The sequence below is a fragment of the Mucilaginibacter pineti genome (assembly GCF_900101875.1).
GTDB classification, from domain to species: domain Bacteria; phylum Bacteroidota; class Bacteroidia; order Sphingobacteriales; family Sphingobacteriaceae; genus Mucilaginibacter; species Mucilaginibacter pineti.
This window is the reverse complement of sequence record NZ_FNAI01000001.1, coordinates 286351-304232: the sequence shown is the minus strand read 5'-3', so window position 1 is coordinate 304232 and position 17882 is coordinate 286351. Positions and strand designations below refer to the sequence as shown.

At 41.2% G+C, this 17882-nt stretch carries 11 protein-coding genes; 10 read left to right on the top strand and 1 reads right to left on the bottom strand.

Annotated elements, in window-relative coordinates; all coding sequences use genetic code 11:
- Positions 1 to 52 precede the first annotated feature (52 nt).
- From BLS59_RS01165 to BLS59_RS01140, 6 genes are all read left to right on the top strand, one after another.
- Positions 53 to 2641, top strand: coding sequence for a DUF3857 domain-containing protein (locus tag BLS59_RS01165; protein WP_091142868.1), 2589 nt, complete (start codon positions 53 to 55; stop codon positions 2639 to 2641).
- 295 nt (positions 2642 to 2936) lie between these two features.
- Positions 2937 to 4166, top strand: a complete 1230-nt coding sequence (locus tag BLS59_RS01160) for a Pycsar system effector family protein (RefSeq protein WP_091142865.1) — start codon at positions 2937 to 2939, stop codon at positions 4164 to 4166.
- Positions 4167 to 4203: 37 nt separating this feature from the next.
- The gene (gene ppk1 / locus BLS59_RS01155; RefSeq protein ID WP_091142861.1) at positions 4204 to 6249 is read left to right on the top strand and encodes a polyphosphate kinase 1; all 2046 of its coding nucleotides are present in this window, start codon (positions 4204 to 4206) and stop codon (positions 6247 to 6249) included.
- A gap of 13 nt (positions 6250 to 6262) precedes the next feature.
- Positions 6263 to 7138 carry an SdiA-regulated domain-containing protein gene (locus tag BLS59_RS01150; protein ID WP_091144961.1) on the top strand — a complete coding sequence of 292 codons (876 nt, stop codon included), beginning with the start codon at positions 6263 to 6265 and terminating at the stop codon, positions 7136 to 7138.
- A gap of 33 nt (positions 7139 to 7171) precedes the next feature.
- On the top strand, positions 7172 to 9733 hold the full coding sequence (locus BLS59_RS01145) for a BamA/TamA family outer membrane protein (RefSeq protein WP_091142857.1): 2562 nt from the start codon (positions 7172 to 7174) through the stop codon (positions 9731 to 9733).
- A 23-nt stretch (positions 9734 to 9756) separates the two neighbouring features.
- Positions 9757 to 12150, top strand: coding sequence for a GAF domain-containing protein (locus BLS59_RS01140; RefSeq protein WP_143014030.1), 2394 nt, complete (start codon positions 9757 to 9759; stop codon positions 12148 to 12150).
- A 42-nt stretch (positions 12151 to 12192) separates the two neighbouring features.
- On the opposite strand, the gene BLS59_RS01135 is transcribed toward BLS59_RS01140, so the two are convergent.
- Entirely contained in the window at positions 12193 to 13350 is a 1158-nt protein-coding gene (locus BLS59_RS01135; protein ID WP_091142851.1) for a putative sensor domain DACNV-containing protein, read from the bottom strand.
- A 287-nt stretch (positions 13351 to 13637) separates the two neighbouring features.
- On the opposite strand from BLS59_RS01135, the gene BLS59_RS01130 reads away from it, so the two are divergent.
- From BLS59_RS01130 to BLS59_RS01115, 4 genes are all read left to right on the top strand, one after another.
- Positions 13638 to 14801: an MFS transporter gene (locus BLS59_RS01130; RefSeq protein ID WP_091142848.1), complete on the top strand. Its 1164-nt coding sequence runs from the start codon at positions 13638 to 13640 to the stop codon at positions 14799 to 14801.
- Between the two features lie 160 nt (positions 14802 to 14961).
- A complete protein-coding gene (locus BLS59_RS01125; protein WP_091142846.1) occupies positions 14962 to 15474 on the top strand; it encodes a DinB family protein in 513 nt (170 codons plus the stop codon).
- Between the two features lie 206 nt (positions 15475 to 15680).
- Positions 15681 to 16286, top strand: coding sequence for a TetR/AcrR family transcriptional regulator (locus BLS59_RS01120; protein ID WP_091142843.1), 606 nt, complete (start codon positions 15681 to 15683; stop codon positions 16284 to 16286).
- A gap of 313 nt (positions 16287 to 16599) precedes the next feature.
- Positions 16600 to 17736: an efflux RND transporter periplasmic adaptor subunit gene (locus tag BLS59_RS01115; RefSeq protein ID WP_091142840.1), complete on the top strand. Its 1137-nt coding sequence runs from the start codon at positions 16600 to 16602 to the stop codon at positions 17734 to 17736.
- The last annotated feature ends 146 nt before the right edge of the window (positions 17737 to 17882 follow it).

Genomic DNA, 17882 nt, shown 5'->3' with positions numbered 1-17882 from the left:
ATATTAAATAAATAAGAAAAACTCATGTTCTTTATTTATTTTCATAGCCGGTATGCAAAAGCTTTTTAAAATATATTATTCGTTATCTGTTTGTCTACTGTTATTATTCAATAGCCAAGGTGCAAAAGGAGGGACGCCGGTAGTTCATGTATCGGCCAAGCCAACCTGGTTAAGTGTTTGCAAAGTATACGATAAAAGACCATCTGCCCGCACCATTGAAAAAGGCTTTTTTTATACACTTATAGAAGAACAGATCCAGGTTGAAAAGCAGGCAGACTATCACCACGTTATAAAAGAAATAGTATCAGAAACCGGCATCCAGAACGCTTCGCAGATCTCCGTTGGTTTTGATCCAAGTTTTGAAAGGCTCGATTTTCATGATATCACCATCTGGCGCGATGGCAAACCGCTAAACAGACTCAACACGTCTAAATTTAAAGTAATTGCCGATGAGCAGGATCTGTCCAACTTTATTTACCAGGGCAGTTATTCGGCGCTTTGCATCCTGGATGATATCCGCAAAGGCGATAAAATTGAGTATTCGTACACACTGACTGGTCGCAACCCCATCTTTAATGGCAAATATTGCGATGAGGTTTATTTTCAATGGTATTACCCCATTGCACATCAGTATACTGTGCTTATTACTTCATCGCAACGAAAGCTGAATATCAAAAACTATAACAACGTACCCAAAGCCACCATAACCGACACCAATGGTTTAAAGAGGTACGAATACGAAGGTTTTCAAATACCGCCTGCACGCGATGAAGATGGCCAGCCAGATTGGTATAATACCAAACCCTACATCCAGATAAGCGAATATAACGATTGGGCAGAGGTTGTTAACTGGGCCCTAAACATTAATCCAACAGCCATAAATATTAAAGGCGAACTTGGCGAACGCATTGCTAAATTAAAAGCCAAAGCCGGTGCAGACAAGGAAAAATACTTTAGGGAAGCCGTAAAAACCGTTCAGGACGAGGTGCGGTATATGGGGATTGAAATAGGGCCGTACTCGCACAGGGCTAATAATCCCGAAAAGGTATTTAAACAACGCTATGGCGATTGTAAAGATAAATCATTACTGCTGGTATCAATGCTTAAAGCCGATGGGATAGATGCTTCGATGGTGCTGGTTAACTCGTCAATCAGGGCACATATTGCCGAATATATTCCCACTTACCACGCCTTTGACCATGCGGTTGTAACAGCCAACGTAAACGGGAAACAGGTATGGGTGGATGCTACAATTGATTACCAGGGTGGTAAAGGTGCAGATATTTATTTCCCCGATTACGGCAGGGGATTGATATTAAAAGCGGGAAACAATGCGCTTACAACCATCCCGCCATCGAAAACGGGTAAAATATTTTATGAGGATACTTACAAAATAATAGATGAAAAATCGCCGGTTACCTTTACAGTAAAAACCACTTACACGCTTAACGAGGCCGATGATATCCGCAGCAGGCTGGCTTCATCGGGGATGGCCGAAACGGAGAAGAACTATCTTGAATATTACGGTAAGATCTATTCAAAGATAGAGCCCAAAGATTCCATCACCGTAATTGATGATCAGGATAAAAACGTACTAACCACTACCGAAACCTATATTATCAACAGCTACTTCAAAAAAGACTCGGCCACCAATAAATACATGGTTGATCTGTATGCCAATTACATATCGCAGCAACTCCCATCAATAAGCTGGCGAACAAAAGCGCCGGTATCCATCAGCTATCCGCTTAATATAGATTATACCATACGGGTGCTATTGCCGGGAGGTTGGGATATTACAGAAAAGAACAATGCTCTGGATAGAGATTACTACCACTTCGCATCGCATTATACCGCATCCGGCGATACATTGTCGCTCGCTTACAGCCTCAGGTATTTAAAAGATAATGTACCTGTAAATAAACTGGCCGAGTTTAAAGCCGATATCAAGAAATTGAATGACGATGGCCTGGCTTATAGCTTTTCCTACAATCCCAATGCTGGCAATGAAGATTCGGGACCGACCAATGTAAATGGCATTTTAATAATATCTGCATTATTGATAGTTATCGGATTTATTTTTCTGGGTGTTTACATTTACCAAATTGAAACGCCAGCTATAGTTTTTAGTTACGGTACTTCATTTACGCCGATAGGTGGGTGGCTGATATTTGTTGCTATTGGATTATGTTTAACTGCGCTAAATTCAGGAGTGGTGCTTATTGAAAAAGGTTATTTTTCAATAAAGTTGTGGAATATGTACGCCTCAAGCAAGCATGAGTTTAATTTGAAATTTCTGTTAGTATATGAAACTTTAGGCTACACTATTTTAATGTGTTTCGCTACATTTTGTTTCATTCTTTTATTGAAGAAGCGTGATATATTGCCCAAAACAATCATTATTTATTTTGCTTTTGCCATCGTGTTTTTTGCTGTAGACTATTTTGCAGGTTTAACTTTTAATAATAAAGTAGCTGCCAATACCAGTCTGCCAATTTTTATAAGAGCAATAATTGTTTCTGCCATATGGATTCCTTATTTTAAACGTTCATCGCGCGTAGAGCACACTTTCATAGTTCCGTACCCACCATACAATTACAGCTACGAGGGACCCGATGCGCATAAGGAAGATAAGCAGTAACTGAAGTTTATGATATTTCGTGATTAGTCCGTTTAATGGCGATATATCGTTTTTGGCTTTGCATCACCATTACGTAATTCACTTATAATTAAACTATTACATATCGGTATAGCGTTTGTTTATTGGCAAACAAATGACCAGAGCTTACAAATATGGGATTATACCATAATTCAATCAAAGCTTATTGCAAGCTTGCTTATGATAAATTTAAGGCAATTATTAATGAATTGACTGTAAACAAGCGGTAAATCGGGAATTTTAGAATAAATTTGGTTACATAATTACAAAATCACCAATGAAATTTCAACAGCTATTAGAGAAGGTTAAAAAATATACGTTATCCTATTTTGATTCGCATCATGATGCCGAGCTGGTATACCATAATCTTAAGCATACTAAAGATGTTGTTGCCGCTACCACCCAGATAGCCAACCATTATCAACTAAGCGACGAGGATTTTTTTGTGGTGATAGCCGCAGCCTGGTTCCATGACACAGGTTACTATACGGATAAGGCCGACCACGAACACAAAAGCGTTGGCATTGCAGATCACTTTTTGAAACAACAAAAGGTTGATGAAGCTATTATAACAAAAGTGGGTACCTGCATACTGGCAACAAGAATGCCCCAGAACCCCACTAATTTATTGGAGCAAATTTTATGCGATGCCGATCTTTTCCATTTAGGCACAGATGATTTTAAAGATAAGAGCAAACTGTTGCGGAAAGAAATTGAAGCCGTGAAGCACAAGGAAATCGACAAGGACGAATGGCGTACCATGAATATCGAAATGCTCCGGTCGCACCAGTATTTTACCGATTATTGCCGCTTGCTGCTAAATGATAAGCAGCAAAAAAACCTGGATAAACTCATCGAAAAACAAGCCGACGTGAAAGAAGAAACCGAAGTAACAGAATCTCCGGAAGCCAAGGCTGCCGAAGCAAATGACGATAACGAAGATCATGATAAGCACGATAAAAAGCACAAGAGCGATAAAAACGACAAGCCTGAACGCGGTATCGAAACTATGTTTCGTATTAGCTCAAGCAATCATCAGCGTTTAAGTGATATGGCCGATAATAAAGCCCATATTATGATCACCGTGAACTCTATTATCTTATCGGCCATTATTAGTTTGGTGTTGCGTAAGCTCGATGAACATTCAAACCTGCTCATCCCTACGTTTATGCTGTTAACGGTAAGCTTGCTTACCATGACGTTTTCTATACTGGCTACACGGCCATCCATACCGCAAGGTTTGTTTACACATGAGGATATTGAAAAGAAAACGGTTAACCTACTGTTCTTTGGTAATTTTTACCGCATGTCCTTCGATGAATATGCCGGTGGGATGATAAAAATGATGGACGATAAGGAATTTTTATACGGCAGCTTAATTCGCGATAACTATTCGCAAGGCGTGGTACTGGGTAAAAAATATCGCCTGCTGAGAGCATCGTACAACATCTTTATGTTCGGCCTTATTGTTTCGGTAGGGGCTTTTATTGTTTCATCTTTACTATAAGCGACAGTTAAAATCGCTCAATATATTATTTGCTACTATGGATCAGTACTCATTTTTTGACCGGGACCTGAGCTGGCTGCTTTTTAACGAGCGCATTTTGTTAGAAGCCGCCAAAGAAGATATTCCTGAAATGGAAAGGGTGAATTTCCTATCGATATACTCATCCAACCTTGATGAATTTTACCGGGTGCGGATGCCGGTTTTGCTAGCACTGCATAACCTGGCCGATAAAGGACATAATCAAAAAGCCGATGTTTTACTGGAAGCGCAGGAACTGATAGCACACCACTTACAAAAATTCGGGCAGATCTTTACAGGCAAGCTTATTCCCCTGTTAAAACAAAACGGGGTTACGCTACTGTTTAATACGCCGTTACCTGCAGCAGTTGCCGATAAAGTAAGCGATTACTTTTACAGCCAGGTTATGGCATTTTTGCAGCCTGTTGATTTAGCCGAAACCGCTAAAAAGTTTTTCCCGGAAAATAACCGGCTCTATTTTTTGATCACTTTAGTTTCAAAAGAAAACAAGGAGCGTAACGTTATCCTCAATATCCCATCAAACCAGTTGCCGAGGTTTTACAGCGTTACCGCCGATGAACAGCAATACATTGTTTTCCTGGATGATATCCTGCGGCATAATCTCAACAAAGTATTTAAAAGCGAAGAAATAAGTGGCTGTTACAGTTTTAAGATCACCCGCGATGCCGAACTTGACCTTAAAGATGAATTTCATGGCGACTTATCTGAACAGATAGAAAAACAGCTGTTAAAGCGTGATATGGGTATAGCTACCCGTTTTTTACACCAGCCTGGCATCCCGTTGCGTACACTGCATTACGTAATGGAAAAGTTTGGTTTGCTGGATTCCAGTGTGGTTGAGGGTGGCGTGTACCATAACCTAAAAGATTTAATGGCGCTGCCCGTTAATAGCCCCGGCTTACGTTATACCCGCTGGCAGCCAATAATTAGCTGTAAATTAAATGCTGATGAATCGCTGCTGGATTACATTGCCAAACAGGATTGCATTTTTCATGCACCGTACCAATCCTATAATCCCATTCTTCGTTTTTTTAATGAGGCTGCTATTGATGTAACAGTAGAGGAAATATCTGTTACGCTTTACCGTGTAGCCAGCGACTCGCGCATTGTTAACGCGCTCATCAGCGCTGCCAATAATGGTAAAAAAGTGCGGGTAATGGTGGAGCTTAAAGCCCGCTTTGATGAGGCCAACAACGTTAAATGGGCAAAGAAAATGAAGGCCGCCGGCGTAGATGTTATTTACAGCGATAAAGCTTTAAAGGTACACGCCAAAGTAGCCCTCGTAAAAAGACACATTGATGGCCGCGCCAAGTATGCCGGGTTGTTGGCTACCGGCAATTTTAACGAAAGCACCGCGGCATTTTACACCGATCATATTTTAATGACGGCAAACCCTTTATTGCTGCGCGAAGTAGAACTGCTGTTCATTTTCCTGGCTAAAAGAGTGAAATCATCTGCCGGGTATCCTATTGATTTTAAACACCTGCTGGTAGCACAGTTTAACTTACAGGACAGGTTTATTGAACTGATAGACCGTGAAATAGCAAACATAAAACGAGGCTTACCCGCAACTATCACCATAAAGCTGAATAACCTTGAAGAACGAACCCTGATAGCGAAACTATACGAGGCATCACAGGCCGGTGTAAAAATATCCCTTATCGTACGTAGTATTTGCTGCATCATCCCCGGCGTAAAGGGCATGAGCGAGAATATCACCGTTAAACGTATTGTAGACCGCTACCTGGAACATGGGCGTGTTTTTATATTCCATAACAATGGTAAACCAGAGGTTTTCATGGGCTCGGCCGACTGGATGAACCGCAATATTTACCGTCGGGTTGAAGTATGTTACCCGGTGTACGATCAGCAGATCAAAGCGGAAGTTATGGAGCTTATCGATATCCTGTTAAAAGATAATGTACAGGCAGTAATGCTAAATGAACAACTGCAAAATATCAGCATTCAACCTGTGGAGCCCTTGGTGCAGTCACAAAACGAAATTTATAAACTTTTACAGCATAAAGCCTATGAAACGGTTTAAAACAAATAAAGCTATGTATCAGGCAATTCGCTGCATTACGGTATTATCTATTTCGGTGGGTATTCTTTCAGTGATCTCATGCGCGCAAAAGGTAGAAAGCAATGAAGATGTTAGTCCTAAAGGGTATGACCTCACTAAGCCTGTAAAATATAACATGCCCGATGCCCTTACAGAAATATCGGGCATTGCTTTTTACCAGGGCAAACCCGATATGATATTTGCCGAACAAGACGAAGATGGCAATGTATACAGCTTTAAATTGGGCGATAAACAAGTTAACACCAGCAAATTTGGTAAAAAAGGCGACTATGAGGATATTGCCATTTGCCGTAACCAAGTAATTTTGCTGCGCAGTGATGGCGTATTGTTTACTTTTCCGTTTACCGAGGTTAAGAAACCAGAAATAGCAAACGTTAAAAAGCTGCAGGACATTTTACCAGCCGGTGAATACGAAGGCCTTTATGCCGATGAAAAAACAGGGTTACTTTATGTACTTTGTAAACACTGCGCAGATGATCGCACCACCAAAACCAGCAGTGTTTATGTTTTGGCGTTACAAGCCGATGGTACCGTGAAACAATCTGGCGGTTTTAGCATCAACGTAAAGGAGATAGAAAAAATTACCGATAAAAAAAGGATCTCGTTCCACCCATCGGCGTTAACAAAAAATACGGTTACCAACGAGTGGTATATACTGTCATCATCCAATAAAATGCTGGTGGTGGCCGATGCCGATTGGAAGGTTAAAACAGTTTACCCGCTTAATCCGGGTTTATTTAATCAGCCGGAGGGGATAGCCTTTGATAATCAGCATAACTTGTATATATCAAACGAGGGCGACAAAGTATCGCCCGGTAACGTATTAAAATTCAATTATAAAATTAAGTAGCATCAGCAATACTTCTACTAATACCTACATATCATGATTAAAAAATTACCCCTGCTTGTTACCTTGTTATTAGGAGGATTGTCGGTATCGGCTCAAAAGCTGACACCAATTACTGGCGATAGTGTAGTTGTTAAGGTACATCCTTCATACAATAATAAAAGTGGCTTCCACAGGTGGCTTTTTGGCGAAAACTACCGCGAAGAGTGGGCCGCAGATACCAAATTACCGGTGATCAGGATCTCCGAGATACATGGTGGCTTAACACCGCTGAAAATAGGCGGTGGTTTTCAAACGCATTCACTCCGGCTGGAAGATAAAAACGGTAAGCAATGGGTGATCCGTAGCGTAGAAAAAAGCCCGGAGAAAATATTGCCCGAAGAGTTTCAGGAAACGTTTGCAAAAGATTGGGTAAATGATGCCATGAGCGCGCAGCACCCGTTCTCGGCCCTTATTGTTCCGCCGCTGGCTGATGCCGCCCGCGTGCCTCATGCCAACCCTATAATTGGTGTAATGTCGCCCGATGAAAAATTAGGGGAGTTTAACCAGATCTTTGATAATAAGGTGGTTTTACTGGAAGAACGCGAACCCACCGGAAAATCAGATAATTCGACAGAAATGATTGAAAAGCTGATAAAGGATAATGACAATACCGTTGATGGCGAAGCATTTTTACGCGCACGCTTACTTGACCTGCTTTTAGGCGACTGGGACAGGCACAGTGACCAATGGCGATGGAAAAATGATAAAACCAACAGGGGCGCTTTTTATACCGGTGTTCCGCGGGATCGTGACCAGGTTGTTTACACTAACCAGGGCGTATTACCTTATATTGCGGCAAGGGAATGGCTGGCACCCAATTTACAGGGATTTGGCGGTAAGATACTTGATATCAGGTATTCTATCTGGAAAACCATGTTCATGAACCGTTTCCCGGCTATGCAGTACAATTATGACCAGTGGACAAGGATAGTTAAAGAATTTGTAGCCGCCGAAACTGATGAGGTTTTAGAAGCCGGTTTAAGGCGTTTACCCACCTCATCATATAAACTGCGGCATGATGTGCTGTTTAAACAATTAAAGGAGCGCAGGGATAACATTCCTGCCGCTATGGATTACTATTACAAGTTTGCAAATGAAATTATAGATATCTACACAAGTAATAAAAATGAATTGGTAAATATTAAGGATATCCCCAATAATGGCCTTAACATCACCATTAACAAGATCAATAAAAACGGCGAGGTTAAAGACACGCTGATGAACATAAATTACAGCGCCGATATCACCAAGGAGATCCGCTTGTATGTAGCAGGTGGCGATGATAAGGTGGTTTTAAACAATGCCACATCGCCAATCAAACTTCGCTTTATTGATAGTACAGGTACTAAAAATTATAATATTATAAAATCGCGCAATACAGTGCAACTGTATGATCGTGGTAAAAAGTTAACCATAACCGGCGATAGCTCAAACGTACGTAAACATATCTCGGCCGATAGCGCTAATATATCATTCTTAAGGGTTAACCTCTTAAGCACTACTATGCCGCTGGCCAATATTGAGATAAACCCCGATGAAGGCGTTTTGCTTGGATTGGGATTTAAATATATTCACCAAAAGGGTTTCCGTAAACTGCCGTACAATGATGTGCAAACCGTGTTTTTAAGCCATTCATTTAGCACCAAAGCTTTCAAGCTTAAATACGAAGGTGAATGGATACAGGCCGTTGGCAAAGCAAATTTCCTGATGCAGTTTCAGGCCAATATACCCGGTAATCTTAACTTCTTTGGCCGTGGTAATGAAACCGTGTTTGATAAAACCGGAGATTACAAAACCTTTTACCGGGCAAGGTTTAATACCATACAGTTTGATCCGGCTTTGAGCTGGGTTTCAAAAAAAGGTGGCACAAAATTTAACATCGGTCCGTCATTTCAATATTATAGTCTTGATGATGAGGATAATAAAGGTCGTTTAATTACAAATCCATTACTTACAAACGGCTCTGATAGTTATACCTTTGACAAACGAAAAGTATTTGCCGGCATACTTATGAATTTTACAGCCGACAAGCGTAACAATAAGATACTGCCATCATCAGGAATTTACATAAATGTTAAACTACAGGGTTATACCGGATTAAACAGTAATTCAAACACATTTGCACAACTTATTCCTGAAGCTGCATTATACCAAAGCCTGAACACCAAAGGCTCCATTGTACTTGTCGATAGAGTGGGTGGTGGTGTTACTGCTGGCAAAACCGCTTTCTATCAATCTTTATTTTTAGGAGGGCAGGATAATTTATTAGGTTACAGGCTTTATCGTTTTGCCGGGCAGTACAGTTTATACAATAACCTGGAACTGCGTATAAAGCTTACAGATTTTGCAAGTTATATTGTACCCGGCCAAATTGGTATCTTAGGCTTTTATGATGTTGGTCGCGTTTGGGAAAAGGGCGAGCACTCTGATAAATGGCATAATGGCACAGGCGGCGGTTTTTACGTGGCACCGGCAAAACTGGCTGTTATAAAAATAGTGGCCGGTCACTCTGAAGAAGGATGGTACCCTTATCTTTCAACAGCATTCAGGTTTTAAAAAGGGGGATAGTTAAACGCGAAATGCATACAGAAGTACTAAATATAAATAAAGACAATTGTTTTATATGCCAGGTAGACTCATGCCTGTCATTTAATCCCTTTGTAGACCATTTAAAGGAACGTATACTAACCGAAAAGACCCTTAAATCTGAATTTTACAAATATGTACTCAACAAGTTTGAGCACGATACCTGTATAGATCTTAACCTGAATCCGGATAATGCCGAGAAATACCGGGATATGCTGGAACTCATATACAGTATACTTACGCCACCTATCCTAAACGAAAAAGAGTTTTTTTGGGCGCTGAGTACCCCCGTTCCCGAGAAGATTTTTTTTAGTACCGAAGCTTTTTTTGATTTCCATTCAAGTCATCATTCCGGTTTGCATGCAGCCGATGTTACTGATACAGAATTATTTGATCAGCGGCAGAAGCGCTTTATTTACAATTTGATACTGGAAAGGTTTTATGGTTTTTCCCCAATGGTGAAGAATGAACTATTGTATTCCTATAGCGATCCGGAAACCCATCTGTCCAGGTATTATAACATTCAAACCAATACCCAGTTCATCAACATAAAAGTATTTGGCGAGCTGCCGAAGCTTACCTTCGAAAATATTGAGCCTTATCTTAATGATTATGAAGGGATAGATCTGCTGGAAGAAATGCTGCCGCTGTCAAACTTCAGGTTCGAAGGATTTTCTGTAATCACCTTAACCGATGTAACGCTCCAGCACGCTTTGGAGAACATCAGGAACGAGCTGGTTAACCACTCCAACAATGAAGCAGATCAATACCGCCATACCATTGATTCGTTAAAAACATTATCAGAAAACCCGGCAATTGAGTTTGGCTTATTGCCTTTCCTTACCATTAATGATAAGTTGATATTTGATACCGATGAATGTTCGCAAAGCGTACTTATTACATCGGCAAAGCAATTTAGTATGGCCGAGGAAACATTTTACTCGGTTGCTGCCGATTATAAGAAGGACCCCAAGCCCATCTTTTTCCGCTCGCTTACTGATGAAAAGATCACAAAACATCCGTTCCTGAATGTTTTGAGGCAATCGGGTATAAAGTCCTATGGTATTTTTCCGGTGTATTACAACAAGCAAATGGCCGGCATTATGGAAGTTTACTCATATGAGGAAATAACCTTTTACGAAAAGCTATTGTCGAAAATACAGGCTGCCATGCCGCTTATAGCCCAGCAGCTGCAAAACAGCATCGATAATTTCGATTCGCGGATAGAAACAGTGATCAAGGATAAATTTACATCACTACAGCCATCCGTACAATGGAAGTTTAATGAAGTTGCCTGGGAATACCTTAAAAAGACAAACAAAAAGAAAAAGAACCAGGAAATTCAAACAGTTGTTTTTGATAATGTTTATCCGTTGTTCGGCGCTATAGATATCCGTAATTCCACCATTGAGCGTAACACAGCCCTGCAGGATGATCTAAAGGCCTTGCTATCTACCATTATGGATACGCTGATAGTTTTAAAGCAACACATCCATCTTGACCTTACCGACCGCCTCATTTACAAATGCGAAGAGTGGCTAAAAAAGGTAAATGGCTTTATTACAACCAACGACGAATTATTGCTGGATGGTTTTTTACTGGAGGAAGTAAACCCATTCCTCAACCATTTCCGAAGAAATTACCCCAACGAAAAGGCTGTAATCGACAAGTACTTTGATGCACTATCAGAAGAAACAGGACTCTCATTTGCCAACCGTCGCAATCTGGAGGCGAGTATGCAGCTGATAAATACATCCATTAACCATTATTTTGAGCAGGTACAGGATGATGTGCAAAACTCCTTCCCGTGCTATTTTGAAAAATTCAGGACTGATGGTGTAGAGTACGATATATACATAGGTCAATCCATAGCGCCAACGCGGGTATTTGATGTGTTGTACTTAAAGAATATTCGTTTGTGGCAATTACGATCGATGGCCGAAGTAACAAGGTTAACGCATGGGCTGATAGACCAGATCTCGCGCCCGTTGTTGACCACACAACTAATATTTATCCATTCAAACCCAATAGATATCAGTTTCAGGAATGATGAACGCCGTTTTGATGTAGAAGGCGCTTATAACATCAGGTATGAAGTAGTTAAAAAACGTATAGACAAAGTATTGATTGCTGGCACGGTTGAACGCCTTACCCAGCCCGATAAGATAGCCATGGTATATTTTAGCCAGGCTGAAGCCGCCGAATACCTGGAATACATTAAATACCTGCGGGAACAAAATATCCTTAACGACGATCTGGAACAACTGGAACTGGAAGAGTTACAAGGCGTAACCGGATTAAAGGCATTAAGGGTAGGTGTTAATTACACCCCAGTTCCAGCCTTATATAATAACGAGGAGGTTAAAAACCTTTCCGCAGCAAATTAATCAATCATCCTCTCCAATAGGAAAGGATGATTGGTATCATCTTTACAGCAGCAGAATATCTATCTGGTGTGCATGAACCATATTAACTACCGGCGACCATGCAAAAACAGTAAACCGGCCATCCTGCGAAGCAACCAACGCAATAGCATCTTTTTGATCGAATACAAATTGTGCGGCCGCTAAATGCCGGGTTCCACCGTTTTGTGCCGGGTGAATAACTTTTGTTGAGCAGCCAACAACAGGCTCGGTGACAATTATCTCTTCAACACGGGCGCTCTTTGCAGATCTGCCTATTTTGGCGCCAAACGCCAACAGCTCGTGTTTATCGTTAATTATGGTTGCGCCATCTATAGATGTCAATCCCCCGATGGTATCTACCGCGCGGCGCAATTTCTCCTGCCATGAGGTATGGTATTTCTCAATTCCCTCGTGGATCATCAGATCCGTAAGGCCCGAAAAAGCCGGGTTTACGGGGTAAGAGATAGGGGTGATGATAGATTCCTGCCATTCGTCGGCACCTGTAGGCACAACCAGCAAAATACCGCCACGTTTGTGCGCCTGCATAGATGCCGCCAACTGTACCAGCACATTCACCGGATCGTTCCAGGAAGATGGCAGGGTAAAATCAAGCATGGATGTAAGGATAGTAGGACAATCAGACAGGGTAGAACCCTGCTCATCAACTACTTTTATATCGTCGCCTTTTAGTATGGCAATGTTCACAAATTTGCCAAAACCGTCAACCCGGCGGTGTTTTATCACCAGTAAACCAGGCTCAATAACTTCAAGCACAAAGCAATAGGCAGGGATAGCCAATGTGGTTCCCCATAGATATAATTCACCGTCCTCAATCCAAACACCAAGATGGATGCCGGGTTGCTGCACCGCCGATGCAAACTTTGTTAAGATATTTGGTGCAAGCGGTATTTTATGCCCGAATAATAAAGGCTGACCGGCGCTTTCGGGTGGCAAAAAAGCAAGGGTAAATTTTGGCGAATAACCTTCTTCGCGGCGCAAACTGGCCCAGAAAGCTATATCAATAATATTTTCAATGATGCTGATATCGGGTGTAGGGGCAAAGTCGGCATCACTTTCGGCATTTACCATTGAATGGAAATATTTAAAGTGCCGTTCTATTGACGGGGCTACAACGCGCGCAGCTTTATATGTTGGTTCGGCGGTTAAGCTCTTAGTATTCATTATTTATGGGTGATGCAGGGTGTTATACCCTTAAATGTTTATATGTCATCTCAAAAATAAGCGTTATTAATTGCCAACCCAAACAAATGCCTCAAAATTGCAATTGGCGGATAATTGCAGATTGAGCGATTAAGTAATATAGTTATTTTTGCCGGTAGCAAAGTCAATAGCTAATTTACACTAATGTTTGATACCTTTTTAAAATACCTTGCCAACTACTCTGCCTGTTTACAGCACCAACTTTTAAATTAAGCACTTCATAAACCCATTTATTTTTAATTTCGCGTATGGTTAATACGGAGGTTGCCGGCAGATCTAAATTGAGGTTTGCCTGCGGCATGTTTTTCTTTATATCGGGCTTCGGCTACTCGTCCTGGGCGTCACGTATACCATCTATTCAGCAGCAGCTTCATTTAAACGAGGCCCAGTTAGGAGCGGTATTATTTGCCTTACCAATAGGCTTAATGCTTACCATTCCGCTAACTGCCAAAATGTTAAAACACTTTAGCAGCAGGAATATTATGCTGGTTGGCGCAGTTGCTTTTAACCTGTTGCTATGTATCCCGGGTTTTACAACATATATATGGCAATTGGTGATCATGCTGTTCTTTTTCGGATCGGCACGTAATATATTCAACTTGTCTATCAACGCCCAGGCGGTGAGTATTCAGTCGTTTTATGAGCGGTCAATAATGGTAACGTTTCATGGCATCTGGAGTTTAGCTGGTTTTGCGGGTGCTGCGGTGGGGTATTTAATGGTGTCGCACAATGTAGCTACCTCCTGGCACCTGCTTATCGTGGGTATTTTCATGATCGTACTCTCGCTTGTTTTTTACCCGATGGCTTATCACGAAAAGCCGGTGGTAACGCCCAGTACATCAGGTTTCAGGCTACCCGATAAACACCTGCTTAAATTCGCGCTGATATGTTTTGCATCTATGGCCTGCGAAAACACCATGTATGATTGGAGCGGCATCTATTTTCAAAAGGCAGTTCATGCAACCAAACCCGCAGCAACAGCGGCCTTTGTGGTATACATGGTAGCCATGACCATCGGTCGTTTTACCGGTGATAAACTGGTTGAACTGGTGGGGATAAAACGGGTACTGAGCTTAAATGGTGTCCTCATACTGGCTGGCTTACTGGTTTCGGTTTTGCTGCCATATACTTTTACTACTTACATAGGATATGCTATGGTAGGCCTGGGTGTATCGTGTGTGGTACCGCTGGTGTTTAGCATGGCTGGTAAATCGCAAAGTATGAATACCGGGCAGGCACTGGCGGCTATTTCTACAGTGGGCTACCTGGGCTTTTTAATTATACCGCCAACTGTTGGCTTTATAGCACAAGCAGTTGGGTTACGCTGGGCCTTTGGTGTGGTAGCGGGTTTTGGTGCGCTGATCATATTAATGGTAGCACAACTTAAAAATACCGAAACCAGTAAAGGTTAAAAGGAACAGGATAGCCGTCCGTTCCATCTTTGAATGTCATTACGCAGATCATGAGTTTGTAAAATCATGTGTGGATATCAAGTATAAGTGATGGGTTTGGTTTATAAATAATAAATTGGCAGCCTTATTATGCTTCTTTTTAATTAAAAAAAACCATATCATGGAAACCCAACAAGCTATCACCCCGGCGCCTACAGCCGAATTATTTATAAAAATTGCCGTTTCCAACTGGCAATTACAAAATACAAGGTTTAATAGTATTTTAGATAAACTTACCGACGAAGAATTATCGGCGCCAACTGCACCTGGTCGTAATACAGGTGTTTACCTGTTGGGCCACTTAACGGCTGTTAGTGATGGTATGCTTACCCTGTTTGAACTTGGCGATAAGCTGTATCCGCAATTAGAACAGCCTTTTATTAAAAATCCTGAATCGGCAGAATTGGAAAAACCATCAATAGGAGAACTGAAAGAATACTGGCATAACGTTAACACAATACTGCAGCAAAAATTTGATGCCATGCAACCGGCAGATTGGTTCACTAAACACGCTTCAATTTCTGCAGAAGATTTCACTAATGAACCGCATCGTAATAAATTAAATATCCTTATAAACAGAACCGTTCACCAGGGCTATCACATGGGGCAGATCACCTACCTGGTGAAAAAATAAAATAAAAAAAATGCAATATGGGATCAGGTTGTTTGTTTAAATGACAAGGAAAATCTCATTTTTTTGATTTATTGATGCTAAATAGCCTGTTTTTAAGCTTTAGCTGACAATTAAATGATCTCAATTTTACAAATGGATGGTACTATGTTTGTTTAACAGTTATACATTTGCTTAACGCTGTTAAATGATTTATCACTTAAAATAAAATGGCAAGCAAAGAGAGAATACAACGATTAAAAGATGAAACCAGGATCAACATCCTGGATGCTGCGCTTCATATCGTTAAGGAGGAGGGATGGCAAGCACTAAGCATGCGCAAAATTGCCGATGTGATTGAATATACAGCGCCTATCATATATGAGTACTTTGCCAACAAAGAAGCTATTTTATTAGAGCTGGCCCGCAAGGGATACCTTATACTGGCAAAGGACCTGCGCGCCGCCCACGAAGAACATCGCCTGCCAGAAAAACAACTGGAGGCTATGTGGGTAGCCTACTGGAACTTCGCTTTTGCCAATAAGGAACTTTATCAGATCATGTTTGGGGTAACAACCAACTGCTGCTGCGAAGAGATTAACAAACTTGAAGAATCGGTAATGCCGTGGGACTTATTTACCGATGTAATTGGCAAGGTAATGCATATAGATAATCCGGCTTCGGATATTATATGCACGAAGTATTATACTTTTTGGTCGGTAGTACATGGGTTGGTATCTATCAACCTGTTAAGCCGCGGTTCATCAGACGATATTAATCGCCAGGTACTGATGGACGCTATTATCGGCATTATCCGCTCCATTAAACCGGAGTAATTTTTTAACTATTTTTTAACACCGTTAAATAATCTAACAGTGTTAAATTAACATCAAAACAACATTAACATACCATCATGGATTTAAACTTCTACTTAATATTAATTAAAAGCATTAAACAAGCTACCACCGTGAAAACTACTGCTCTCACACAATTCCGTTAGCTACGGTGATAAATACTTTAATAAACGGACATAGTAATTAGTACCGGCTTATTAACAGCAACAAAAACAACAACTCAACATATATCAATGCGCCGCAAGGCATTTTATCAATCACAATTCTATCTGTCACTCTTAAAAATCAAATCATCATGAAAAGTATCATCTTAGCGCTATTAGCACTCACATTATACGGATGTTCGCCAAAGCCGCAAACGCAGCAGGCACCTCCGCCACCGGCATTACCCGTTGCCGCCATAGTATCGGGTACCGAAACTACTTACCAGGAATATCCTGCATCAATTGAAGGTACTGTTAACGTAGAAGTTCGCCCGCAGGTAAGCGGTGCTTTAGATAAAGTATTTGTTGACGAAGGCGCTTTTGTAAACGCAGGCCAGCCGATATTTAAAATTAACGAGCAACCTTACCGCGCTGCATTAAACAACGCCTTAGCCAGCTTACACGCGGCCGAAGCAGCAGCAGGCAACGCACAACTGGAAGTTGACAAGCTTACCCCGCTTGTTGAAAACAAAGTAGTATCAGATTATCAATTAAAAACAGCTAAAGCTGCTTATCAGGTTGCTAAAGCCAATATTGAATCGGCTAAAGCAAACGTATCTACCGCGCAAATTAACTTAGGGTATACCTTGATTAAAGCTCCTGTAAGTGGTTACATCGGTCGCCTTATTAAAAAACAGGGAAGCTTGGTTACACCGCAGGATGTTGAAGCATTAACTCAATTATCAGATGTGCACGATGTGCATGTTTACTTCTCGCTTGGCGAAAAGGATTTTGTAAGCTTTAAAGAACAATATCCGGGCGAAACTTTGAAGGATAAACTTCAGAAACTGCCTTCAGTATCATTATTATTAGCTGATGGTACCGAATACGGTAAACAAGGTAAAATAGACGTTATTGACGGCCAGTTTGATAAAAACACAGGCGCAATCACTGTAAGGGCAAGCTTCTCAAATCCGCAGGGTTTGTTACGCTCTGGCAACACCGGTAAGATCCGTTTAAGCCTGCAACATACTGATGCCTTGATCGTACCTGAATCTGCCACTGTTGAAATGCAGGATAAAGTATTCGTTTTCGCCCTTGCCGATAGCAATAAAGTGAAAAAAGTACCTATCAACATTATAGGCAAAAGCGGCGAGAACTACCTGGTTAAGGATGGTCTTAAAGCTGGCGATCAGATTGTGTTAAGCGGTATGGATCACCTGGTTGAAGGCGCAGTAATAGCCCCTCAAAAAGCTCCTGAAAAAACCGCTGCTGTAGTTAATAAATAATAATCAAAACCGAAGATTTAGGTAAAAGGCGAAAGGCCAAAGGTAAAAGGTTTATCAGGTTGCCGTTAGTATCGTTTAACAACGAAATGACAAATAGTGCCCAATAAATCTGAAATCGAAATTCCGAAATCCGAAATTAAAATACA